At 53.0% G+C, this 25,068-nt stretch carries 19 protein-coding genes; 4 read left to right on the forward strand and 15 right to left on the reverse strand.

Features of this window, described 5'->3' with window-relative positions:
• Nucleotide 1: 1 nt before the first annotated feature.
• The 7 genes from ACFPOF_RS20780 to spoVAC all read right to left on the reverse strand — a co-directional run bounded on the left by ACFPOF_RS20780 (nucleotide 2) and on the right by spoVAC (nucleotide 7,257).
• Complete coding sequence (locus ACFPOF_RS20780) at nucleotides 2-544, reverse strand: YqeG family HAD IIIA-type phosphatase (protein WP_378136213.1); 543 nt, start codon at nucleotides 542-544, stop codon at nucleotides 2-4.
• Between the two features lie 241 nt (nucleotides 545-785).
• Nucleotides 786-3,008, reverse strand: coding sequence for a transglutaminase TgpA family protein (locus tag ACFPOF_RS20785; protein WP_378136215.1), 2,223 nt, complete (start codon nucleotides 3,006-3,008; stop codon nucleotides 786-788).
• Complete coding sequence (locus ACFPOF_RS20790; RefSeq protein WP_378136216.1) at nucleotides 3,005-4,246, reverse strand: DUF58 domain-containing protein; 1,242 nt, start codon at nucleotides 4,244-4,246, stop codon at nucleotides 3,005-3,007. Before ACFPOF_RS20790 ends, ACFPOF_RS20785 begins: the two co-directional genes overlap by 4 nt.
• A gap of 2 nt (nucleotides 4,247-4,248) precedes the next feature.
• The gene (locus ACFPOF_RS20795; RefSeq protein ID WP_378136218.1) at nucleotides 4,249-5,202 is read right to left on the reverse strand and encodes an AAA family ATPase; all 954 of its coding nucleotides are present in this window, start codon (nucleotides 5,200-5,202) and stop codon (nucleotides 4,249-4,251) included.
• A gap of 169 nt (nucleotides 5,203-5,371) precedes the next feature.
• The gene (gene spoVAE, locus ACFPOF_RS20800; RefSeq protein ID WP_378137081.1) at nucleotides 5,372-5,722 is read right to left on the reverse strand and encodes a stage V sporulation protein AE; all 351 of its coding nucleotides are present in this window, start codon (nucleotides 5,720-5,722) and stop codon (nucleotides 5,372-5,374) included.
• Between the two features lie 22 nt (nucleotides 5,723-5,744).
• Nucleotides 5,745-6,758, reverse strand: a complete 1,014-nt coding sequence (gene spoVAD, locus ACFPOF_RS20805; protein WP_378137083.1) for a stage V sporulation protein AD — start codon at nucleotides 6,756-6,758, stop codon at nucleotides 5,745-5,747.
• Nucleotides 6,745-7,257: a stage V sporulation protein AC gene (spoVAC, locus tag ACFPOF_RS20810; protein ID WP_378136220.1), complete on the reverse strand. Its 513-nt coding sequence runs from the start codon at nucleotides 7,255-7,257 to the stop codon at nucleotides 6,745-6,747. The genes spoVAD and spoVAC overlap by 14 nt, the downstream gene beginning before the upstream one ends.
• A gap of 170 nt (nucleotides 7,258-7,427) precedes the next feature.
• Between spoVAC and sigK the strand changes: the two genes are divergently transcribed.
• Complete coding sequence (gene sigK / locus ACFPOF_RS20815; protein ID WP_378136222.1) at nucleotides 7,428-8,129, forward strand: RNA polymerase sporulation sigma factor SigK; 702 nt, start codon at nucleotides 7,428-7,430, stop codon at nucleotides 8,127-8,129.
• Between the two features lie 203 nt (nucleotides 8,130-8,332).
• Here the strand turns inward: sigK and ACFPOF_RS20820 are convergent, their stop codons facing one another.
• From ACFPOF_RS20820 to ACFPOF_RS20840, 5 genes are all read right to left on the reverse strand, one after another.
• Entirely contained in the window at nucleotides 8,333-9,328 is a 996-nt protein-coding gene (locus tag ACFPOF_RS20820) for a zinc-dependent alcohol dehydrogenase (protein WP_378136224.1), read from the reverse strand.
• A gap of 21 nt (nucleotides 9,329-9,349) precedes the next feature.
• Nucleotides 9,350-11,593, reverse strand: a complete 2,244-nt coding sequence (locus ACFPOF_RS20825; RefSeq protein WP_378136226.1) for a helix-turn-helix domain-containing protein — start codon at nucleotides 11,591-11,593, stop codon at nucleotides 9,350-9,352.
• Between the two features lie 61 nt (nucleotides 11,594-11,654).
• Nucleotides 11,655-12,518, reverse strand: a complete 864-nt coding sequence (locus tag ACFPOF_RS20830) for a carbohydrate ABC transporter permease (protein ID WP_378136228.1) — start codon at nucleotides 12,516-12,518, stop codon at nucleotides 11,655-11,657.
• On the reverse strand, nucleotides 12,512-13,426 hold the full coding sequence (locus tag ACFPOF_RS20835; RefSeq protein WP_378136230.1) for an ABC transporter permease: 915 nt from the start codon (nucleotides 13,424-13,426) through the stop codon (nucleotides 12,512-12,514). Before ACFPOF_RS20835 ends, ACFPOF_RS20830 begins: the two co-directional genes overlap by 7 nt.
• A gap of 96 nt (nucleotides 13,427-13,522) precedes the next feature.
• Entirely contained in the window at nucleotides 13,523-15,142 is a 1,620-nt protein-coding gene (locus ACFPOF_RS20840) for an extracellular solute-binding protein (protein WP_378136232.1), read from the reverse strand.
• Nucleotides 15,143-15,570: 428 nt separating this feature from the next.
• Here ACFPOF_RS20840 and ACFPOF_RS20845 point away from each other — a divergent pair, with 428 nt between their 5' ends.
• Together ACFPOF_RS20845 and ilvD are read left to right on the forward strand one after the other, a co-directional pair.
• Complete coding sequence (locus ACFPOF_RS20845) at nucleotides 15,571-16,236, forward strand: 3'-5' exonuclease (protein ID WP_378136234.1); 666 nt, start codon at nucleotides 15,571-15,573, stop codon at nucleotides 16,234-16,236.
• 177 nt (nucleotides 16,237-16,413) lie between these two features.
• Complete coding sequence (gene ilvD, locus ACFPOF_RS20850; protein WP_378137085.1) at nucleotides 16,414-18,084, forward strand: dihydroxy-acid dehydratase; 1,671 nt, start codon at nucleotides 16,414-16,416, stop codon at nucleotides 18,082-18,084.
• Between the two features lie 75 nt (nucleotides 18,085-18,159).
• Here the strand turns inward: ilvD and ACFPOF_RS20855 are convergent, their stop codons facing one another.
• Nucleotides 18,160-19,512: a polysaccharide deacetylase family protein gene (locus ACFPOF_RS20855; protein ID WP_378136236.1), complete on the reverse strand. Its 1,353-nt coding sequence runs from the start codon at nucleotides 19,510-19,512 to the stop codon at nucleotides 18,160-18,162.
• Between the two features lie 267 nt (nucleotides 19,513-19,779).
• Between ACFPOF_RS20855 and ACFPOF_RS20860 the strand changes: the two genes are divergently transcribed.
• Nucleotides 19,780-20,949, forward strand: coding sequence for an AI-2E family transporter (locus tag ACFPOF_RS20860; RefSeq protein WP_378136238.1), 1,170 nt, complete (start codon nucleotides 19,780-19,782; stop codon nucleotides 20,947-20,949).
• Here the strand turns inward: ACFPOF_RS20860 and ACFPOF_RS20865 are convergent.
• On the reverse strand, nucleotides 20,906-22,717 hold the full coding sequence (locus ACFPOF_RS20865; protein ID WP_378136240.1) for a peptidoglycan D,D-transpeptidase FtsI family protein: 1,812 nt from the start codon (nucleotides 22,715-22,717) through the stop codon (nucleotides 20,906-20,908). The genes ACFPOF_RS20860 and ACFPOF_RS20865 overlap by 44 nt on opposite strands.
• Before the next feature lie 139 nt (nucleotides 22,718-22,856).
• On the reverse strand, nucleotides 22,857-24,971 hold the full coding sequence (locus tag ACFPOF_RS20870; RefSeq protein ID WP_378136242.1) for a methyl-accepting chemotaxis protein: 2,115 nt from the start codon (nucleotides 24,969-24,971) through the stop codon (nucleotides 22,857-22,859).
• Nucleotides 24,972-25,068: the final 97 nt, after the last annotated feature.

Here is a 25,068-nt window from a genome sequence, read left to right on the forward strand (position 1 = left end):
GTCATCGTCCTTCCTTGTCCGGCTCGTTCGGTTTGACCGGCCACAGTCCTTGCTTACGCAAACTGCGCAAAGCAATCTTCTCGATGCGTCGATTGATGCGGGTCGCCCAGCCTTCCTCGCTCAAGGCGATCGGCGTAACGAGAATCGTATGAAGCCCGGCTCTGCGACCGCCAAGTACGTCCGTCATCATCTGGTCGCCCACGACAACCGCTTTGTCCGCAGGCAAATCCATAAGCGCCAAAGCCCGGCGGAATGCCGCTCCCCCGGGCTTGCGAGCCATCGGAATAAACGGGATGCCGAGCGGCTCCGCGAATTTGCCGACGCGCGATTCATTATTATTGGATAGGATCACGACTTTGAACCCGAGTTCCTTGACCGAGTCAAGCCATTTGGCAAGTTCGGGCGTCGCAAGCGGCGTCTTGGCGCTGACAAGGGTGTTGTCGAGATCGGTAATGATCCCCCGAACCCCTTGTTTCCGCAAAACGTCGATATCGATATCGAACACGGTGTTCACGATCTGATCGGGTAGCAAACGCTTAAACATCTAGCTTGATAACTCCTGTCTGTCACCGAAATTTTCGGCTAGGGCGTGTCTGAAAACCCGAGGAACGAAAATTCGGCCAAATCTGCTGCCCTCGGAGTATTCAGACACGCCCTAATCTTCCTCAAAATATACCATACCCCACCCGGCCTTGCAAAAATAAAAAAGGGTAGCCCGAACATGTCGGGCTCGCCCTTGCTGTTTTTATCCGCTGCTACGTGAACTTCCAATGCGCGGGAATCGGCTAGAAACCTTTGCGAATTTTCTCCGCTGCGGCGGTGAATTCATTCAACTGGACGCTGTCGCCCGATTCTTGCCCGTAGCGGACTTTCTCAAAGCTGACGATCGCGCCGTCGAACTCCGCCCGCAAAGATCCGAAGCGGTCGCCCCAACGATTAAACGTCTCCCGGATCGTCTCATGCTGCTCTCTGCGCAATCCTTTGCGCTGAAGGAAAGAGAGCAGCTTCTCCATCTCTCGGGCTGCGCGCTGGCTCGGCGAATGTCCGCGGGTTCGAATTCGTTCCCACAGTTGATGCGCGCGGCGGCTGCGATACAGGAATACGGCAGCGATGGCCAGCACAAGCGACACTCCGATCGCGGCGCCCACAACGAACCAGTTGTTGTCGTTCGTTGCCACTTTAGTATCAACCGGAGTCGTTTCGGTGTCCGTGCTCGGATCCGGCGTGATCGTTTCTCCTTCGGGAAGCGGCTGCGGAACGCTGAAGCCGGAAGTCGGCTCAAACGGGATCCAGCCGTAACCTTCGAAGTAGACTTCCGCCCAAGAGTGCGCGTCCGCGTTGCGAACGGTGTACGTACCCGATCTAGTCGGATCGCGATCCTCGAGACGGTCCATAAACCGGGCCCGTTCGGACGCTTGCACATCGTTCCCTGTCGAATACCCTTTGACCCAGCGAGTCGGGAGGCCGATCGAACGGGCCATCACGACGAACGAAGTCGAGAAGTAGTCGCAATATCCTTCCTGAATTTCGAACAGGAACGCGTCAACGAAATCGCTGTTTGCCCGATTCGTCATCTTCGTCAAGTCCGGCGTATTCGTGTAAGGGAAAGTCGTTTTCAGAAACTCTTCGAGTTTTTTCGCTTTATCGTAGCTGTTCGTCGCATCGGCCGTTTTCTCCGCCGCCAAGTCGCGAACGCGTTGCGGCAACGTTTCCGGCAATTGAAGGTACGGAGAGAAATCATATTCGGACGAAGGTGCAGGCGCTTGCCGCAACCCCTGCTCGTCCAACACCGTCACTTCAGATACGAGGGTGTAGCTTTCGACTCGGGCAGATTTGTTCCATCTTGCTTCGCCTTCGACCGCGTTCCACCTTAACCCGGCATTATTGTCGCTTTTCAGCTCGGAGACGGCAGAGATCGATCCCGCTCCGAACAGCACGGGCAACTTATCTTTCCGCTCCATCTTGACCGTCTGGACGACTTCTTTCGTCTTCGCTTCCGGCGAGCGCTCCGGGACGGTTTTCATTTTCGCGTCGCCGCCGACCGGCAGCGGTACGAGCGTCGGTTGTTTCGTATCTGCCCAGCCTTTGCCGTTATAGATTGCTTTCGTTTCCCCGCGCCAATAACTGGCTTGCGTCGTCGTCACCGTCATGACAGGAGAGTAATCAAACTGGAAACTTCCGCCGATCTTCCGGTCGTCGCGGCTGTACCCCGATAAAGAAGAACCTTTCTTGCTACTGCTTTCGATGTTGATCTTCTGTATGCCGCCTTCACCCGGTAACGCGGTAACCGCTTTGCCCTGCGACTCGGACCACATCGTATAAGGATCTTGGAGAACAACCGGTGCGCGCGGCATGAAGATGCCGGAGAGCAGCACAAGCGTAATGACGAGCACCGCTGGAAAAGCGATATCGAGCGGACGCTGCGCGAGCGACTCCCAGCTTTCCGGATGGCGCTCCTGCAACTGTCTGAGATGAATGACGACTAGCCATGCAAGACCTGCGACGACGATCCAGGCGATGTTATGCCACAGCTCGAGCGGGTAGAACGAATCGATCGCCGCCATCAAACCGATAGACATAACGATAACAAGCACCGCGCCCGCCCGTCGCGAGCCGACCCATGAAAACACGTGGACAAGCGCCAACGTGCCGATGCCAAGCTCGAAGAACGGGTGAAATTGATCGGAGTGAAACGTCACAAAGCGTTCGATCTCCGTCCACGACCGCCAACTGAGCGGCCATCCTCCCCATGTCACTTCCATTTTCCATATCGTGAAACCGATTAAAGCGGCAATCTGCACCAACAGCCGCAAGCCAAGCAGACGGGTGAACAGCAATTCCGTTATCGCCGTGACGCCAAGCATACCATAGATGATTGCGTACGTTTCTTCCCACCAAGTATCCGAGAAGCATTGAATCAACTGGACAACGATGGCCACCGCCAACAGTCGATGAAGGCGTTCCAGAAATAGACTTCTCCAGAAGCGAGCGTTTCCTAACAACTTCAAGCCGATGCACCTCCCAACGCCTGAGGTAACTTATCGAGCTGTGAAACGGAGCTGAACTCCCACTGCTTCGACTGACACAACATCTGCCATTGCTGGAGCTTGGCCGCCTCTTCCGGCAAAGCGTGAACCGAATCGATATGGACAATGCTCGGCATCATTCGCTTGCCTTCAAGCGCCTGCATCGCTGCGACGGTCCGATTGTCCTTCGACGGGCCGATAACGACGACGTGAATGCCAGGTTCGTAACGCTCCGCCACCTGGACTAGCACATCGCCCAAAGACTGCTTTCCGTCCGCTTCCACGTCGATCAGATGCTGGAACACTTCGTCGCGCGTCACGTACGAGCGGCCTTCGCCGAACCAACGCGACGTTTCTCCGGAAGACGCGAATCCGATCGGCATCCCTTTGGCAATCGTCAATTCAAGCAAAGAAGCAACGACCGACACGGCCAGCTCGAATTGATCCAAGGAGCGGTAACTCGCCGTGTTGCGGTCCAGAACGAACAAGACGCGCGGCAGCGCTTCGCGTTCGAATTCCTTCGATTTCCATTGCCCCGTCTTGGCGGTAGCGTTCCAGTGGATTCTCGACAGACGGTCGCCGTGAATGTATTCCCGTACACCGTCGATCTGCGTTGTCTCCCTCGCCCACAGCGAATTGAGCGTATGTTGGAACACGCCGCGTTGCGAGCGCCGGAACAAGCGCCAGTCTTTCAATTGTATCGTGCGCGGAAGCACCTGGATTTTCATCGGTTGGGCGAACGAGCCGCGATGCTCGAACAAGCCGAAAATATCGCGGGTAGAGCAGTCCGTTCCCTGAAATTCGTAACGTCCTCTGCGAAGCGGCGCGGTTTCGAATTTCACTTCTCCGCGCCGGCGGTAATCGGGCACGAACGACATTTCATACAGTTGGGCGTCTCCGCCCATCGAACGGACGAGCCTCTCCCGCACGATGACGTATGGGAGTGGCCAGAAACCGGGGATGGCCATCCGTAGCTTGACTTGCAACCTCATGCCGGCGCTGAGTATGGCGCCTGCTCCGCTGCCTGCATCCGTCTGGCGAATGCCTTGCACGCCGCCGATACCGCTCCACCTGCCAAGCATTAAATAGACCGCAAGAGCGTTAAGAATCATGAATAACATAAGCGACGTTTTGCCGCCCTGGAACAGCAAGTAGAACAGCGATGCTCCGTACAATGCGGCGCTTAGCCACCAAGCGCGGGGAATACGCGACCGAGACATGATCAACGCTCCATGCCGACCGGCACTGGCAAGAGCCGAAGCACGTCCTGAAGCACCTGAACCGTCGTCACCCCTTGCATCCTTGCTTCGGACCGCAAGTGCAGCCGATGTCCGAGCACGAATGGCGACATCGTTTTAATATCGTCCGGCAGTACAAATCCGCGATGGTTCACGAACGCAAACGCCTTCGCCGCCGATGCCAGCGCAACTGCGGCGCGTGGGCTGGCGCCAAGCAACACAGAGCCGTGTTGACGCGTGCCGCGCACGAGCGAGACCAAATAATCGGCGACCGTCTGTTCCAAATGAACGCTTTCGGCGAGTTGTTGCATTTGCGCGATATCGTCGACGGTCGCAACCGACTGAAGCGATTCGGCAGCTCGGCTCGCGCCCGGCTCCAGAATGAGCCTCTTTTCCGATATTTCGTCGGGGTAACCTAGTTTTATTTTCATCAAGAAACGGTCTAGTTGGGCTTCGGGTAAGCTATACGTACCTTCGAACTCAATCGGATTCTGCGTCGCGAACAGCATAAACGGATGCGGCAGCTTGTGCGTTTCTCCGTCGACGGATACCCGCCGCTCTTCCATCGCTTCCAATAAAGCGGATTGCGTCTTCGTCGTCGCTCGGTTGATTTCGTCAGCAAGCAACAAGTTCGCCATGACAGGGCCTGGACGGAAAACGAACTGCTCCAGCTTCGGATGATAAATGGAAACGCCGGTAATATCGGTCGGCAGTAAATCGGGATTGCACTGGATGCGATGGAACACGCCGCCGATCGACATAGCGAGCGCCTTGACAAGCTGAGTTTTGCCTGTGCCAGGCACGTCTTCTATCAATACGTGGCCGCCAGCGATGAGTGCGGTCAGCATTAAAGCAATTTCGTCCTTTTTACCATAAATGCAAGATTCCATGTTGCGTCTAATTTGATCTAACAGCTGCATCGCGGCTTGTTGCTCCATTTTCTTTCCTCCTACTAAATCACTTCGATGAAATCATGATAATCATATTTTATTATACCGGAATTTGGATGCTGTCGTAAATTTTAGTTTCTTCCAAAAATGCATAGAAAAACAGCCAAACCCAAAAGGTTTGGCTGAGCCGTTATTCGCTGTAAAATGGTAACTGCCGCTATCCTTTCGGTCGAGCGACGAGAGCAGCCAGGAAAGAAAAGACGATAGCGGCCGAAATACCCGCGCTCGTAATGCTGAATATACCCGTAATGACCCCTATCCAGCCGTCTTTCTGCAGTTCGGTCAACGCACCGTGAACGAGCGCGTTGCCGAAGCTTGTAATCGGTACGGTCGCGCCGGCGCCTGCGAAATCGATGAGCGGATCGTACCAGCCGACCGCATCGAGCAGCGCTCCGATTACGACGAGAAGCGACATCGTGTGAGCGGGTGTCAGCTTCGCTACATCGAACAACAATTGTCCGACGACGCAGATGGCCCCGCCTACGACGAATGCCCATACGTACATCATCATGAAATGAGCCTCCTTGCCTTCATTGGACGTTCGATTCGATGGCCACGGCGTGTGCGATGCAAGGAATCGTCTCGCCTTGCTGGAACGATAGAGGGCTTAGCAGCGCGCCGGTTGCCACAATGAGAATGCGTTTGAGTTCGCCTTTATGCATCCGTTTCAGCAGATGGCCGTAAGTGACGACTGCCGAACACGCGCTGCCGCTTCCGCCTGCCTGTACTTTCTGCTTGTCGACGTCGTAAATCATCAATCCGCAATCGAGAAAATTGGTCTTGTCCATCGGCACGCCGTTGCGCCGCAGCATTTCCGTTGCAATCGGATGGCCAACGCCGGCAAGATCGCCCGTCACGATCATGTCATAGTAGCCAGGGTCCCGCCCCGTATCCTCGAAATGGCCCTGGATCGTATCAACTGCCGCCGGCGCCATCGCCGCTCCCATATTAAACGGGTCTTTAATGCCAAGGTCCATAATTTTCCCCATCGTCGCCGCTGTAACAACCGGCCCGTCTCCCGACTTCGCCACGATAGCGGTGCCCGCGCCAGTTACCGTGTACTGAGCCGTCGGAGGTTTCTGCGCGCCGTATTCGGTCGGATAGCGGAACTGTTTCTCGGCCGTGCAATTATGACTGCACGTGCCCGCCATCGCGTATTCTCCGGCTCCCGACCCGACGATAAGCGAAGCGAGCGCAAGCGACTCCATCGAAGTTGAGCATGCGCCGAACACGCCGATGTACGGAGCACCGAGCGTTCTTGCCGCGAACGTATTGCTAATGATCTGATTCATCAAGTCGCCGCCGACGAAGAAGTTCAGCTTGTCCTTGGACAGCTTTCCATGTTGCAAAGCGATGTCGGTCGCTTGCTCGAGCAGCAGCCTTTCCGACTTCTCCCAGGTCGGCTGCCCCATCTCCAGATCGGGATGGACAAGATCAAAATCGGATGCGAGCGGACCTTGTCCTTCGTCCGGACCGACAACCGTTCCCGTGGCGACGATAACGGGCGGATTGGGATACACCCAGCTTCGTTTACCCTGTAGTATCATGCCACGCCCCGATCCCGAACAACCAATACACGATGCCGACGATAAATGCGGCCACGACTCCGAATACAATGACGGAGCCGGCTAGCTTGAACATATTCCCGCCAACGCCGAGTACAAGCCCTTCGCTGCGGTGTTCAATGGCCGCCGACGCCATCGAGTTGGCGAATCCCGTTACCGGCACCGCCGAACCTGCCCCCGCCCACTGTGCGATTTTGTCGTAGACGCCCAAACTCGTCAAAATGACCGACAGCAAAATCAGCACCGCGACCGTCGGGTTGCCCGCATCGCGCGAGCTCATATGGAACGTCGCCATGAAAAACTTCTGCAAACCTTGCCCGATCGTACAAATGACGCCCCCGACGAGAAACGCCTTCAAACAATTCGTCCAGACAGACCGGGACGGCTCGCGCGCTTTCGCGAATGCTTTGTACTCTTTGGCCGACATGGACACGGGCTTATAGCTTTTGGCTCCCCGCCCCGCGTTTTTGACTGCCATAATGCCACCTCCAGAGGGTAGAATCGACTCGTCGGCTTATTATTTCCCTGCCCTCTCCCTCGCCATTCAATCGTTCATTTTCAACTGACAGGCACGGATGGGCACTAACCTACATAGAATGGTAATGCTTCTCATGCGCAAGCGAACCCACTTCCGGAGGTGGCCTCCCCGTGCCCGGTATTTTCGCTTCGATCGCCCTGTTCATCAAACAGCTCAGTCTGCTCGTCTCCTACGTCAAAAACAACGCGTTCCCGCAGCCTTTGACCGACGAGGAAGAGGCGCTGCATCTCCATCGGCTCGCAGAGGGCAATCCCGTCTCCCGCAATCTGCTCATCGAGCATAATTTGCGGCTGGTCGCCCATATCGTCAAGAAATTCGACAACACAGGGGAAGACTTGGAGGATTTGATCTCCATCGGTACGATCGGCCTCATTAAAGCGATCGAGAGCTTTCAGCCGAACAAAGGCACGAAACTAGCCACGTTCGCCGCCCGTTGCATCGAGAACGAAATTCTCATGCATTTACGCTCGCTCAAAAAAACGAAAAAAGACGTATCGCTGCACGACCCGATCGGAACGGACAAAGAAGGAAACGAAATTACTTTGCAGGATATTCTCGGCACCGAGCCGGATGAAGTCGTGGAAAAAGTACAACTCAAAATCGAGAAAAGCAAAATTTACCGTAATCTGGACATTCTTGACGAGAGGGAACAAGAGGTTATCCGTGGCCGGTTCGGCTTGGACGGCGGCGGAGACGAGCGAACCCAGCGCGAGATCGCTCGGGAGCTCGGTATAAGCAGAAGTTATGTGTCGAGGATTGAGAAAAGAGCCCTAATGAAGCTGTATCACGAGTTTTATAAGGCGAAGCGGTGATAGCCGACAGTCAAATAAGCATTGCTGTATCTCAACATGAGATCGCAATGCTTTTTTATTTATCCAGTCAGTTATAAATTTCCTGACCACATAAGAGATTAATAGTTTTCTAACATTTATCAATTAGACTTTGGGCTAGCTTTATTCCAAAATTATCCGTGCCAGTTGCAGATGGTATTGCAAATCGTCGGATCGAGCGAAGCTCAATACTGAATAAGCGTCGCGATCGTTGTTGTCGGCTTCCCGTAATTTTCATAGGCTTCCGACGCACGGTCGACCGGATAAATTTCAGTGATGAACGGTTTAACGGAAATGCGCCCTTCATCCAGAAGCCGAATGTATTCCGCGATGTTCCGTCCTTCCGTCCAGCGTACGTGGCCGATCGGGTAATCCCGATTTTCCTTCTCGTATTGCGTATCGTAACGACCTGGTCCCCCTGCACGGGAAATGAGCACTTGTGCTTCTTTGCCGAACATGAGATTACGCGAAAAGGTCGTTTGCAAATCGCCTACAATGACGATTTTGCCTCGGTCGCGAATCCACTGAAACGACCGGTTAATCAGCGCTTCCCCTGGACCGCTGGCACAATGGAGCACCGCATCCGCGCCGCTTGGGCCAACAGCTGCAGCCAAGCAACTCTCCAGTTGCTCCTGATCGCCGTATATATGAGCGAATCCTCGATCGGCGAGCATTGCCACCCGGGTCGGTTGCAAATCCAGACCAGCCGTGCGGAACGCGGCGGCTTGCGCAATTTGCGCGATCAGGTTTCCGAGAATGCCTAGCCCAACCACAATGACAGACTCGCCGAAGCGAAGGTCGGCGACGCGCAGCGCGTGAACCGCTATCGCGCCAAGGCCTGCCAGCGCCGCTTCCTCCGGAGCGACCCGATCCGGAACAAGCGCAGCCAAGTTGGCTGGCACTGCCAGCCATTCCGCATGATGCACGTACGGAGCCCCGTAACATGCAACGCGCTGCCCGGCCGCAATGCAGTTGACTCCTTCACCGACTTGCTCGACGATGCCAACTGCGCTATACCCGAGTTTGACCATTTCCGATGATGCTTGCTTGACAAAGATCATTTCCGTACCGGGACTGATCGCGGAATATTCCGTCCGGACCAACACATGCCCGGGCGGAATTTCCGGTTTTAGGCATTCCGCAGTCCATATTCGACCGGATTGCGTAACGACAGCTTTCATGACGAGTTCCTCCCGACTGGGCTAGTTAGCTTCCTGTTTCCTGTACTCGCTCGGAGAAATCCCGTAATATTTCTTGAACGTCGTCGTAAACGTGGAGGCGTTCAAATACCCTGTCCGTTCTCCGATTTCCGCCACCGTCAACGACGTTTCCTTCAGCAACTCCCGCGCGTAAGTCAGCCTCACTTTATTGAGATACTCGACGTAATTGACGCCAAACGTCTTCTTGAAGTAATTGGAAAAATATTTCGACGATGTCCCCGTCACCTCGGCGATCTGATCCAAATACAAGTTCTCCATATAATGAAGTTCAATATATTGCGAGATAAAAGCCGGATTCAGCTTGCTTACCGGTTCGGGCCGGCTTTGCGCAGCAAGGCGGTCGACGACGTCGAGCAGCGCTTTCTCGATCGCTTGGCGATCGTGAGCTGCGTCCACTTTGCGCATAAACGCGGTTTCAAGCTCTGGCAGTTCCTTGCCGGACTCGCCAACTTGCCGGATCATTTGATAGAATAGCGACTTCGCCATTTGCGAAAATTCGTGGTGTCGCACGCCAAGATCGGCATTGCGCTTGATCAGTTCAGCGATAATCTCGCCGCACCCTTTCCAATTCCCTTTGATGACATGGTTGGACAACTTGGCGACTTTCTCAAGCGGGAAGTACCGCTTTCCTTCTTGCATTATGTTAACCGTATCGAGAACGCCCGACGATTCGTCCACTCCTCGCAGCATCAAGCCGCTGCTCACATCGCGATACGCCGATTTGCAATTGACCGTCTCCGACGCGTACAGCTTGCTTACATTCGCTTTAACGGAATAACCGGCCAGTTCGCCGCGCTCCCATTGCGGCAGCAGCACTTTCAACCGTTTAAGCAACATGTCGCGTTCCGGCCCCCGGTCAATGCCGACAACCGCGATAAAATGCATATCCTTGTCATAGAACACATTGACGTTCGGTAGTTCCAAGCGCAAGCCCGCTTGCAGGTGATCAGTGAGCGTATCTGTCGACAGCACCTTCTCCGAATCCGTTTCCTCCGCTACTGACATCACATGAAGCAGCACGAGCACGAATTGCTTGCTGCGGAAAAACTCCGCAAAATACCGATGCATCGGGTCGTCAAGCGCCTCCGCGTTCATGAACGGATCGACGGCTTGCAGAAAAATGCCTCTGCGAACTTCCGAATCCGCGAATTTCTGTTCGTTTCTGTACGTCTCATTTTCCGTTTGCAGCTTCACGATACCGCTCAATATTTTACGAAAATCATTGCCGCGCCTTGTGCCGCCGCCCAATTGCCGTATAATTTTTTTAACCGGCCGATGTAAGTAAATGCTTAGAAAAACCGAAAGAATCAACGCACTTACAATCGTAATCAACATAATGTTCTGATTAGCCTTCGCCACCGAGTCGATGTTCTGGAATTGATACGGCGCTTTGTCGATGTACAGGTAACCGTTGAAATCGGATTTATAGAAATGGTATTCGTAATTTTCGGTCGTTACGGAACCGGATGCATCTTTCTTGAAATAAACGTCGTTCAACACTTCGACCAAGTCCAGCTGAGGGTCCGTACTCATGATCAAATTACGGTCCTCATCGAGAACGATCAAGGATGCTCCCGGAATCATAAACTTCATATTGATCGCTTTGAGGTAAGCCGCCTCGTTAATCAACAAAATGACGTTCTTGTTGGATAACCGAATTTTGTTCGAATCGACGGCAACCATCAGATTCATCCGCGTCGTATCCCCCGTCTGCGTCGTCATCCGATACTCGCTGGCCGGAAACATTTTAAACGCATGTTTATTGGAAGAATACGTTCGCCAGTAGGACGCATTGTACATCGGATGCCGATACTTCTTGTTGAACAAGTAGTCGAAGTTGCTTGTGCCTTTCGAGGTAACCGCAAGATCCAAACCGTCATAAAACACGATCGCTTCCTCGATGTAATCAATCGAAGAAATCATTCCGGCGAGTTGGTCTTGCATGGCATACACTCTCTCCATATCGATGCGGCCGTCGTCCTCCGTCAGCGTGTTGTAAGGAAGCCCATGGATGGAGTTGATCAATCTCGCCATCGTTTGAAACGTGTTATCGAACGACTGGACAGTCGATTGCACGCCCAAGGCGTTATTTTTGGCCACCTTCTCGTAAATGCTTGAAATCGAGTTCTGGTATACGTAGTAGTTGGATACAAACATCGTGGCGATGACAAGCAATAGCGCACTGAAGATTTGCAGTATGCCCACATGCGTGAACAACCGTTTCATGGTGAATTGTCATCTCCTCCGGACATGAATTGCATCCAAATAACATTCTACGTACTGCCGCTCAACCCTTCTCCGCTCCGAGCATAACGCCTTTGGCAAAATATTTCTGCGCGAACGGGTAGATCGCTAGCACAGGAATCATGGACAGCACGATCGTCGCGTTTTTCATCGCCTGCGGGGCAATCGCCGAAGCATCAACCAGGTTGGAATCGTTGCCTTCCCTAAAAATAAGCATATCCCTTAACACGACCTGAAGCGGATACAGATGCGAATCGTTCAAATAAATCATGGGCAAGAAAAAGCTGTTCCAATGTCCCATGAAGTAAAACAAACCGATTGATGCGAGCGCAGGTTTAGACAAAGGGATAACAATATTGAATAAAATCCGGTATTCCGATGCGCCGTCGATTAGCGCCGCTTCGCGAATTTGCGTGGACATATTTTCGTAGAAGCTCTTAAGAATAATAAGCTCCATCGTCCAAATCGCGTTCGGAATGACAAGCGCCCATACCGTATTCGTCAAGCCCAGCCCCTGCACGATCAAGAAGTTTGGAATCATGCCGGGATTCAAAAACATCGTAGCGACGATGGCCATCATCCAAAATTTCCTGCCGATAAAGTCCGACTTGGCAAGCGGATAGGCCGCAACTGCCGTTACAAGCAAATTGATCGACATGCCGAGCGCCGTATACATGATCGTATTGAGATACGCTCTCGGGATGCGGGCATCCTTCAATACGTTGACGTATGCTTCTATATTGATCCCCTTCGGCAGCAGCCACACTTTGCCCTGTACGACGGATGCCGTGTCGCTTAAGGAAACCGCAAAAATATAGAGGACGGGGTATACGGTTGCAATTGCAACGAAAAGCAGGATGATCGTGTTCACAATGCGAAAAAGCGACAATCGCGATTCGCCTACCATATCCCTCTCCCCCCCGCTTTTTTGCTGATGAAATTCGCCGACAGTACCATAATCATCGCGATTAACGCTTCGAACATCCCGACTGCCGCCGCATAGCTATAATTCGATTCGAGCAGCCCTTTGCGATAAACGAACGTCGAGAACACGTCGGCCACCTCATATGTCGCCGGATTGTAGAGCATTAGCACCTTCTCATACCCTACCCGAATCATCGAACCTGTTTTCAAAATAAACATGATCAATATCGTCGGCAGAATGCTCGGTAACGTCACGCTCCACACCGCTCTGAATCTGCCCGCCCCGTCGACTTTCGCCGCTTCGTACAGCGTCGGGCTAATGCCCGCAATCGCCGCCAAATAAATGATCGCTTCATACCCCATCGTCGACCAGATGTCAGACGCGACGTAGATCGTTCTGAACCACTCCGGTTGAATGAGAAAATACGTCTTCTCGAAGCCCAGTGCGGCGATGATCCGATTAATGATCCCGATGTTCGGGGACAAAAAATCGATCAGCATGCTGGAAATGATGACGACGGACAGAAAAGCCGGCAAGTAGCTAAATGTCTGAATCGTTTTTTTGAACCATAATGTCCGAACTTCGTTTAGAAGAATGGCGAATACAATCGGAAAAGGAAATCCGAAAATCAACGTGTAAAATCCGAGCAGCAGCGTATTTTTGAACAGCACCTCAAAATCTTGCCCGGAGAAAAATTTATCAAAATGCTTAAGGCCAACCCACGGACTGTCGACGATGCCCTGAAATACACTGTAATCCTTAAACGCAATAATCAAGCCATACAGCGGCGCGTAACGGAATATGGCATAAAACAATATGCAAGGAATGAACAGCAGGATGAGCTGTCTGTCGCGTCTGATTTTCTTCCAAGTTGCTCCCATCCATAACATGAAAACTTCTCCCTTCCACGGATGATGGACGGCACCTGGAATAACAAGCGCCCAAGTGCCGTTTCCCATCAAAATACAGTTCCAAGATCGCCTGATTTATTTGGCGGCGTCAAACCGTTTCTGAGCGGCGTTGTACACTTCGATCAGCTTGTCGGTGCCAAGCTTCACCGCTTTCGCCTGCCAATCCGTCCAATCCTTGTCACTGATGTTTTTGCTGAGCACATATTTCGCGTTGAATTCGTCCGCAGCTTTCTGCAGCGCTACCTGATATTCGGCGATCGTTGCATTCTCGTCGTCCGTGAAGTTCAGTACCGGATCAAGCGGCTCGAACTTGCCCGCGGAGACGATCTTGTCCTGCGCCTCCTGCTCTTTCTCCGTGAAATTGTAGTACACGCTGCGATGGTCAGGACGTAAGTACATGCCTTCGATCCACATGCCGTAACGGTCCCCTAGCACCTTAATATCAACCGCCGGAAGATCGGCTAGTTCCGGATATACCGGCTTGCCGTTCGCATCGAAATTGAAGTTAACGCCTTCAACGCCAAGCGTAATCAATTCCGCGCCAGATGGGCTGGTCAAGTAGTCAAGCAGCTTCATGGCCGCTTCCTTGTTAGGATTGTTCGCAACCGCGATACTGAAATCGATCGTTTTCGGCAGCGAGCGAACGTTGCCCGTCGGTCCGATCGGATTGCCGTAACGAAGGTTATATTCCGGATTTGCGGATTTGATCTGGTTATAGAACAGCTCAAGACGGCCGATCCAGTCCCACGTTACAAACGATTTACCCGACGTCATCTTGGACGTCCAGGCGTCCGGCGTATCGGTCAGGAATTCCGGGTCGAGCAGCCCTTCGGTATACAGCTTTCTCAGGAAATCGAGCAGCTCCTTGTGTTCCGGCTGCGTTGGCGCGTACTTCCATGTACGTGCCCCTTCATCGTAATAAGCCGGATAGTTTTCTCCGCCTATTCCCCAACCGTACGCAAGATCCCGGAAAATGTACTCTTTCGTCTTGGAAGCCATTGGATATGAATCCGGGTATTTTTCTTTTAATTTCTTGAGCGCTTGGTAAAACTCTTCCGTATTCGTCCATTCCGCAATCCCGTTCGCGTCGAAAATATCTTTGCGGTACATCAAGCCATGATTGACGTCACGGTTCATGTTGTAGATTGGCCATGTATATAAGTTGCCTCCTTCGTCGCCGAAGGACTTCACCACCCAGGGGTTCTCCTCTAGGTAAAGCTTCTTGAAATTCGGCAACATATCCGCATATTTATTGAGAGCGACTACGCCGTTCTGCTGGCCAATGCGCTTTAGCTCCGCAGCCGTCAAGCCGTGAAAAATATCCGGCAATTTGCCGGAAGCGACCGTCGTCCTGAGCTTGTCTGGGAACGTCGCAGAAGAATACGTCTGGAATTCGACCGTAATGCCCGTACGTTTCAATATTTCTTTGGCGACAAGCTTGTCGTTGAGCGGAGATTCGCTGACAACCATCCAGGTCAGCGTCGTCGGCTTGTCAACGAGGGGCAGCTTCAGCCCGCCCGTGTCGCCGTAATCGTTAGACGACGATGCGCTCGAGGAAGCGCTCTCATGATTGGCTGATGTACCGGATGAAGAACCGGACGGCGATGCTTCATTGTTTTTGTTACCGCCGCATGCCGTCAAACTAGAGGCGACCATCGCAAGAGCGAGCGCCGTGCTAAGCAACTTTCTTGACATTTTCTTTTTCCTCCCTGTTGTCTGTTTCTTTGATGAACCGAAGACGTCGATCCGGCTCAATCACATTGTAGGAGGAGCTGCGCGAAGACGTAAACGTCACGATTCGATGCGGTTTGCTTTTTCTGCCCGCCAAGATGGCGAACAACCTAAAATCCCTGTCATATCAACGGTTTAAGGCATGTAGAAAATGCTAAAGCGAAGGAAAATGCGAAAGAGAAATGAATGAATCCGCTTTCTTAAATATCTTTGCCACACGCTTCTGAATGCCATGCTTTCGCATCGAACATCCGTGTTTTGTTTGCCTGATCCATTCTACAGTAGGCGAAACAACACAAGCGACCTGTTTTTATACACTGACAAACACGCGGAGGAAGACTATAATAACAAAGGTACGCAATTTATTATCGGAAGTTTTTGAGGTGCATGAAGTGACCATTATCGTATACGATCTGGAAATGACGGTTCGCCGGAAAAAAGGCCAGATCGCGGAAATTATTGAAATCGGCGCGGCTAAAGTCGACATCGTGGACGGCGCGCCGCAAGTGATCGATACGTTTCAAGCGTTCGTCAAACCTTCTGTGTTCCCGCAGCTTTCCGCCGACACGACTTCCTTCACGGGCATTACGCAAGAAAACGTAAACGAAGCAGAGACGCTTGGTAACGTTGTACGGGATTACGCGGAGTGGATGGGCGACGAGGAGTATTTTCTATGCGCATGGGGACCGGACGATTTGCGTCAACTCGTGCAGGAATGCAGACAGCACAATATTCCGACGGATTGGATCGTCAACCATAACAATTTACAGAAGATGCTCTCGAAAATATACAAGCTGGAGAAGCATCAGCAGATGGGGCTTAAGCCCGCGCTTGAACTGCTCGAAATTCCTTTCTCGGGAACGCATCATCGCGCACTGGACGATGCCATCAACACGGCGCAAATTCTCGTGAAGCTGTATGAACAGTTCCAGTTCAAGCGTAACAAATTAAGCGACGAAGCCAAAATCGAGAGCGAAGTCGTCTACAAAACCGACCATTACGAGAACCTCCCGTTCGCCGGTTTAGCGGGCTTGTTCCCGGAACAATCAGATCAATAATTGAAGCGGCTGGGCCATTGCCCGGCTGCTTTTTTTCTCTATCCGGAAACATTGCAGGTTAAGGCTAGCACCATTGCCAGCAACATTCTGGTCAAGCCATCTGCATCTATGATAAAATCTTTGATATGACATTCCGGTATAACCGAAAGCGAGGGGCACTCATTGGCTAATAAGAAAATGCGTTCAGACATGATCACCAAAGGGTTCGACCGCGCTCCGCACCGCAGCTTGCTGCGCGCGGCGGGCGTTAAAGAAGAAGATTTCGGCAAACCGTTGATCGCCGTATGTAACTCTTACATCGACATCGTGCCGGGCCACATCCATCTGCAAGAGTTCGGCAAAATCGTCAAGGACGCGATTCGCGAAGCGGGCGGCGTGCCGTTCGAATTTAACACGATCGGTGTTGACGACGGCATCGCGATGGGCCATATCGGCATGCGCTATTCTCTTGCGAGCCGCGAGATTATCGCCGACTCCGTCGAGACGATGGTGAACGCACACTGGTTCGACGGCATGGTCTGTATCCCGAACTGCGACAAAATTACCCCAGGCATGATGATGGCCGCGCTTCGCGTCAACATCCCGACCTTGTTCGTCAGCGGCGGCCCGATGAAAGCCGGCCGCACGAGCGACGGCAGAGCGATCTCGCTCACTTCCGTCTTCGAAGGCGTCGGCGCCTACATGACCGGCAAAATCGACGAGAACAGCCTGACCGAGCTGGAGCGTTACGGCTGTCCGACTTGCGGATCGTGCTCCGGCATGTTCACTGCCAACTCGATGAACTGCCTTGCAGAAGTACTTGGCCTCGCTCTTCCGGGCAACGGCACGATTTTGGCCGTATCGCCGGAACGCCGCGACTTCGTGCGCAAATCCGCGCTGCAGCTGATGGAGCTTGTCAAAAACGACATCAAACCGCGCGACATCGTCACGATCGACTCCATCGACAATGCATTCGCGCTCGACATGGCGATGGGCGGATCGACGAACACTGTTCTTCATACGCTTGCACTCGCCCACGAGGCGGGCATTGAATATCCGATCGAACGTATCAACGAAGTAGCGAAGCGCGTTCCTTACTTGTCCAAGCTTGCTCCCGCTTCCGATCACCACATCGAAGATTTGCATAACGCCGGCGGCGTTAGCGCAATTATTAACGAGTTGTTCAAGAAGGAAGGCGCGCTGAACGGCGATGTGCTGACCGTATCCGGCAAGTCGCTCCGCGAGAACGTCGCGGGCGCGGAAATTACCGATCATACCGTCATTCGCACCGTTGAAGATCCGCATTCCAAAGAAGGCGGCTTGTCCGTCATGTTCGGCAATCTGGCGCCCCGCGGCTCGATCATCAAAGTCGGCGCAGTCGACAAATCCGTCGGCGGCTACCACCGCGGCCCGGCAATTTGCTTCGACTCCCAGGAAGAAGCCCTCGCCGGCATCGCGAACGGCAAAGTCAAAGAAGGCCACGTCGTCGTCATCCGTTATGAAGGGCCGAAAGGCGGTCCAGGCATGCCGGAAATGCTCGCTCCTACGTCCCAGATCGTCGGCATGGGCCTCGGCACGAAAGTCGGCCTGATTACCGACGGCCGGTTCTCCGGCGCTTCGCGCGGCATCTCCATCGGCCATGTATCCCCGGAAGCGGCGGAAGGCGGCCCTATCGCGTTCGTCAACGACGGAGATATCATTGAGCTGGACATGAACAACCGCAAAATTACGCTCGAAGTCAGCGACGAAGAGCTCGAAACCCGCCGTGCTGCATGGGCAGGCTTCGAGCCGAAAATCAAACGCGGCTACCTCGCGCGTTACTCCGCGATGGTCACGAATGCAAGCCAAGGCGGCGTCATGAAAATGTAATGATGCAGGTAAAGATAAAAAACAAGCTTGCCCGACGATAATGTGGGCAAGCTTGTTTTTTCGTTCACGCATGAGTTAGACAAGATGGCCAAGCGTTTCCGTTTCTTCCACTACCTCGCCTTCGTCCAGCGCTTCGTGCTGCTTTGCCGGTCTCCGTTCCTTCTTCCGCTTGCGCGGGCTCGATTCGTCCGCCCAACTGAGCAGCATCTCGCGGTGCATAATCAACATTCGGGGGTGCATGGAATCGTCTTTTCCCTTTACTCTGCCTTTGCCGTCGGGATGGATTACGCGAATTAGAAACTTCAAATATTGATTCGTCATCCAAGCGAACAAACCTTTCGGAAGTTCGATCGTATCGAAGCCTAGCGATTCCCCGCCGCGGTGGATCATAGAGATGCCGAATAGCGCCCTTACCTTATCGCCGTTCGGTACAACCGCAAGCTCTCTTGCCATATCCGGCAACGCGTTTTGCATCTCACGTATAATACGAATGCCGATTTGCAGCGTCGTCTTCGATTTCATCCCGAGTTCAAACAGCATTTGATTCTCGAAATGAATTTCCATAATCAAGTTGCCTTTCTCCAACGATTCTCCGTCCCGCAAGTCGAGCTTAGCTCCGGTATATTTACGAATACGGTAGTTAAAGAAATGGCCGGAACCGACCGGACGAAGCCGAAACACGACGTGAAATAATTTCTCGTACAGCATCCAGCACGCGACAACGACTCTTTTGACCCACCCGATCGAAGCTTGTACGTCGCCTTCCGCCCCTTCTTGCTTCTCGCTATCCTTGCCCGGTTTCCGCTTTTTCTTTGCTCGTTCCGTCGTTGCGATCATGTCGTCGATGCCGACAAACCGGTAGCCTAGCTCACGCCCGTCGTTCAGAATTCGCGACAAAGCCTCAATCGTATTGGCCGGAGCTTCCCGGTCCGCTCCAAGCGTCGTTCCGCAATCGTGAAGCAGAAATACTTGTCCCGGTTTCAGCTTTTTCCGCATCCGCCGATACAGCCTCTCCGCGCCGACCCGCTTTTTCCAATCGTTAAACAGCGATGACCAGAGTACAATCTGCAAATGACCGATATTGCGATAATCGAATACGTTCAAAATTCCCCAAGGCGGTCGGTAATACTTTGGACTCGTTCCCGTAATTCGTTTGATCGCATCCGACGTAAGACGAATATGTTTCTGCACTGTCCTTGGCCTCATCAGCCAGTTGGAATAGTGCAAGTAATTATGAATGCCGAGAACATGTCCTTCCTCGTGAATTCGCGCGACCAACTCCGGGTGGCGTTCCGCGTTCTCGCCTACGACGAAAAACGTCGCCTTCGCTCCGTGTTTCTTCAACAAGTCCAACAATTTGGGCGTATACTCCGGATCGGGACCGTCGTCAAACGTCAACGCGATGTCCGTATTCGATACTCCTTTCAAAAATACTCTAAATCCGAATATACGGCTTATGACTGCCGGTAAAAAAGCGTAAAAAGTCAAAAAATAAAAACCTATCCATAGGATGATTTCCATCTGTTCCCCACCATCTTGATTGCATATTTAATCTGTCGATACCGCTTACGAAAATGCGCTTACTCTCTATTTTAGCATAGAAGCTCCATTTAAGGCATTGCCGTGGGCATCTTTTTTCGTTATCGTATACAGTATGATTTGGATGCACACCTAATTCCCTGCCGGATGCAAAGGATGGTTGGACAGATGCTGCCGCTGTACAAGAAATATTGGCGAACCGCTTTCGACATTTTCGTAATCGCGCTTACAGTATGGCTTACGATGTACGTTTTCAGCTATTTATATAATTTGGCCAAGCCCGTATTTTTCTCGTTCGTCATTTTCTGGTGCATCGAGCCTTTCGCCAAGAGAATGAATCGCATCGGTTTGCCGAAATCGATCGCATCGGCTATAAGCATCCTCGTATTCGTCGTTGTTATTTTGGCCATTTTCTTCGGCCTCGGATTTGTGTTTACACAACAAATAAACCAACTGATAAGAGATTTGCCGATGTACCAAAGTTTGCTGCAGCATCAGATCGAAGTTATCTCCGCCAACTTATCGAAACACTCCGAGTCGCTACCGCCTGACATTGCCGAGAAGCTGACCGGCGCGACCGAGTACATCACGGACCAAGGGGCGAAATGGGCTCGCCAATTTCTAGGATGGCTCGTCGGGGCTGTCAGCTCGTTCTCCACTTTCGTGCTGAATATTTCGATCGCGATCGTTCTCGCTTACTTCTTAAGCCTTGAGATCGATTCGTGGAAAAAACTCAGCCGCGAACGTGCGCCGAAAACACTGCAGATCGCCTTTGATTTTCTTCGCAACAACGTCTTCAAAGGCATTAGCGCTTATTTGAAAGCGCAAGGCAAACTGATCAGCATCACTTTCCTTGTCATCTTCATTTCGCTGCTCGCCTTGCGCGTGAACAATGCGCTGTCTATCGCATTGCTTGCCGGCATATTCGACGTATTGCCGCTGCTCGGGGTAAACACGCTGTTCATTCCATGGATCATCTACTTGTTCGTGACGGGAGATACGACGCTCGCCATCTGGCTCACAGCGCTCCTGCTCGTTGTTACGTTAACCCGTCAGTTCCTCGAGCCCCGCATTACCGGTCAGACGGTTGGCGTGTCGGCATTTACGATGCTTGCGTTTATGATGATCAGCTTGTCGCTGTTTGGCGTCTCCGGGCTTATTCTCGCGCCGATCCTGATGATTTTGTTGAAAGCATTATACGATCAAGGGTACTTCCATCAATGGATTCGATTGCCGAAGGACGAGTTTGTCGTCTCTCCCTTCTCGCCGGCAAGAGCTGATCCTACAGGCGACGATTCCGTTCCAGCTGACGCAAACCGTCCATAATTTCGCCGAACAACGTTGCGCCCCGGTTACGAACACCCGCTGGCTGGTCTTCAATCAGCACAGCAACCGCGTAACGCGGCTTCCCGTTCAAAGGGCCGTACCCGACAAACCATTGGTCGTTGCGGCCTTCCGACTTGCCGGCAAGCTCGGCCGTGCCGGATTTGCCGGCAAGCGGCCACGGCGCGCCGCTTAGCGCAGACTCAGCGGTCCCTTCCGTCACGACGGCTCTCATGCCTTCTCGCAGCGTCGCCGTCGTGTTTGCTGATACGGCGCCATATTGGGACTTCGCCGTGTGTGTAGGGAGCGTAGCCAGCAGGTTGCCGTCCGCGTATCGAATTTCCTTCACGATTCTAGGGGAAAACACCTTGCCGCCATGCAGGATCGTAACCGCCATATTGGCGGCCTGCAGCGGCGTCACTCTGACGTTACGCTGGCCAATACCCGTTCCCGTCTTCATGCCGCCGTCGTAGGCGTTTTTTTTGTCCGCGAATATCGTACCCGCTTCTTCTTCTCCAAGGAGCCTTAACGGCTTGCCATCTACGAACGAATCCGTCTGCCAGCCGATCAGCCTGCCAAGCCCGAGCCGATCCGCCGTAATTTGCAACCAGGCCGGATCGAGTTTCTCCGCCAAGCCGGCGAACACGATGTTACACGACTGCGCGTATGCTTCGCGTAATGTTATATCGCCATGTCCGCCTTCTTTCCAACATTTCAGCCCGTATTTGCCGTAATGACCGTTACAATGGAATTTCTCGTCCCAGCTCGCGACTCCCGATTCGAGCGCAGCCGCCAGAGTGACTGTTTTAAATACGGATCCCGGAGGAGCCGCCGTCAGTGCATGATTGCGCTCGTCAGTGCCTTCCGCGCCTAGTCGGTAAGGATTTAATGTTGGCAACGAGACGATGCCCAGTATATCTGCATTCTCGGCGTCCAGCACAACCGCCGCTCCTTTGCGAACGCCGTGCTTGACGAGTACGTCTTGAGCGATCTGCTGTACATCCTTGTCGATCGTCGTTGTCACCCGCAATGGAAAATGCGGATTATCGCTAACAAGCAGACGTAAACCGAGCCCTCCAAGCGGCAGGCGGCTGCCCGATGTCACTTGCGCTGCCCGGGTTGGGCCTATACCCTGAATGAGCCTGTCGAGCGACTTCTCGAGACCCGATCCGCCGACTTTCGACGACTCGCTCATCTGACGATGGGCGATGCGATCTTCGTACAATGTTCTCACGCGTTCAGGGTGCTGGGAAACGAATCCGATCGCATGGAGGGGAAACAAATCTCCAGCAAAACGATCCACATAGGGCACGACGGATACGCCGAGCAAACCCGCATGATTGATGGCAGAAATCTGCCGATCGGACAAGTCAAGATATCGTCCGTCCGACTTCGCCTGCCATACTTCCGGTACGCGAATACCGTCCAGCCATGCGCCGAATGCAGATGCATCCGCTCCAATGGCAGCGGCGACACGGCCGATGGTGTCTTGTGTCCCTCTAGGCATCCCGTTATCCGGGAACGCGGCAAGCCCCCGAATGGGGATTCCCGCCAGCGGCTTGCCATTCCGGTCCACGAAGCTGCCTCGACCGCTATCAAGTGCCAGCTCGTCCGACCGCTGTGCCGTCGCGCCTTGCCTCAGCGTACCGCTGGCGGTTCGGGACCCGCCAAAGCCAAACTGAAGCCATGCCAGTCTTGCCCCTTCCACACCGAAAGCAATCGCAAGCGCCAGCAGTACTTTGAAACCTCGCATACCCCATGCCCTGTTCAATCGTCATCGCCCTTTCGTATCCGCACCTTTCTAAGTTTCATTGTTGCCATCTTGAAGGTAAATCCACATTGTTCCTTTCAAGAAACGCAAAAACAGGCAAAGGACATTCCTCTGCCTGCTCTGTATAAAAGAATTTCGATTAAGAGACTGTAAAGCGGCTAAGCGATTCGCGCAATTGCCCGGACACAGCTTCAAGACGGTTGGACAATTGTACTAGGCCGTCGCTGATGTTAAGCTGCTCGTTGCTCAGCGAGGCAACTTGCTCGGAAGTCGCCGACGCTTCCTGCGCGACCGCGCTGACGTTGCTCATCGCAAGCGACAGCGTTGTCTGAGCGCCTTCCAGATGACGTACGGATGACGTAGCCGATTCGAGGCGCTGCACGAAGCTGCCCATATTGTCCTGAACGGTGACGAAAATTTGATTCGCTTCGCGTACAGATTCGATTTGCTCCTGGAAAATCGGGTAAGCTTCGGACAGAACGGACACCGTCTCGTCGATCTCGCGAGAAATTTTCTCTACGATGCCGCCAACGATGCCGATCGAATCTTTCGACTGATCCGCCAGCTTGCGAATTTCGTCCGCGACGACCATGAACCCTTTGCCTGCGGCTCCGGCTCTCGCCGCTTCGATCGTAGCGTTCAAAGACAGGATATTCGTCTGTTTCGTCAAATTGCCGAGCACGTCGAGAATTTTGCGAATCGAGCTTGTGCTTTCTTTCAGCTTGTCCACTTTCTCGACCATCGAACGCGTCATCTCTTCTGTCTGGCCCGTCTTCTCGATAAGCGTGCCCATGTAGGACGTTCCGCGTTGCGAAGCTTCCTCGACTTCGCCGGCAGATTGGCCCATTTCCACGTTCGAGTCGATGACCGATTTGACTTGAGCGCCGATCTCTATCGTCAAATCGGTGCCCTTCTCGGATTCGACAGCCAAATTCGTCGCCCCATTGGCGATCTCTTCTGTCGCGATCGCGATTTCCTTGGCGGCCCCGGCCGTCTTGCGCGAAGAATCGGTCAACGACGATGCCGTCTCCAGCACTTCCTGCGCGGACTTGTTCGTCTGGCGAACGAGCGACGTTATCTCTTCCATCATCCTGTTAAAGCTATCGGATACTTGCCCGATCTCATCCTTCTTGCGAATGGTTGAACGAACGGTCAAGTTGCCTTTCTCTCCTTCGTTCATCAAGTTGCGCAATTTCGCCAGCGGTTGACCTACCGTCAGCATGACGATCAAACCGATGCCTCCCGCAATGAGCGCAGCGAGCAGCGACATAATCCAGGTCAAGTTGCTGATCGCTTTGGCGTCCTTCACGAGCTCCGATACCGGAATGTTGCCGACCAGCGTCCAGCCGCTCGTTTCAAGCACGCCGCCGGACGTAAGTGTTTTCGTACCGTCGACATTTACCGTCGCAGAACCGTCATTACCCGGCATCTCATATTCGTATTTGGAGCCCCACTTCTTATCGTCCGGTCCGTACACGATCGTGCCGTTCTCCGCAATGATGTAAGAGGCACCGTGTTCGCCGAATTGAACCGATGCCATTTGGTCGGCCAACGACTTCGCTTTGACTTCCAAAATGAGATAATACGGTTTGCCTTGCGTAAGCAGACGCCCGATCGCAAACGTCGGATTGCTTCTTTTGCCGTCAAGCCCGCCAACGAGCGTAGAACTCCACGTCGCCTTGCCGGAATTCTTCTTGATGGCATCCAACAAATCCTTGCTAACAATATCGTCTTTGGAAATACCGTTGCCCGATGTCATTAACTGCCCGCCCTCTTCGACCGGCACGAGCGAGATCGATTCGTAGCTGTTGTCCGCCATCGCGATGGAGCTCAGCTTCGCCGTTAATTGACGAGCAGTATCGAACACTTCGTAATCGTCCTTCGCCACGCTTAACGTGCTAAGCATCGTCATAAAATCCGAATCTGTAATAAATTGCAGAGATTGACGCTCGTAACCTTTCAGCAGCAACGATATTTTACCTGCCGCCTGCCTTGCTGTCTCCGCGCTGGAGTCGGCCACTTTGCTTTGGATAATAGCTTTGGATTTCGAATAAGAGAACCAACCTAACGTAAGCACGCACGCCAGAATACTGCAGAAGATAAGCAAAAATAGTTTCATCCCGACAGAGCGGATCGGGCTTTCGATTCTCGTGCCTTTTAGCTGGTCGCCAAATTTTTTCGATAAACCGCTTACATTGCCAAACGATTTTTTCATTTTTTCCGAATCTAACTTTCCACGCCACGATTTACTCACTATGCATGACCCCCAACTATGTAATGACGATCGAACGATGCAAAACGAAACTTGCCGAAAGCACATTAAAGATTTTATCGGCATCCAAGCGATGCGT

It is taken from the genome of Cohnella soli (assembly GCF_042655525.1).
In the GTDB taxonomy this organism is placed as follows: domain Bacteria; phylum Bacillota; class Bacilli; order Paenibacillales; family Paenibacillaceae; genus Cohnella; species Cohnella soli.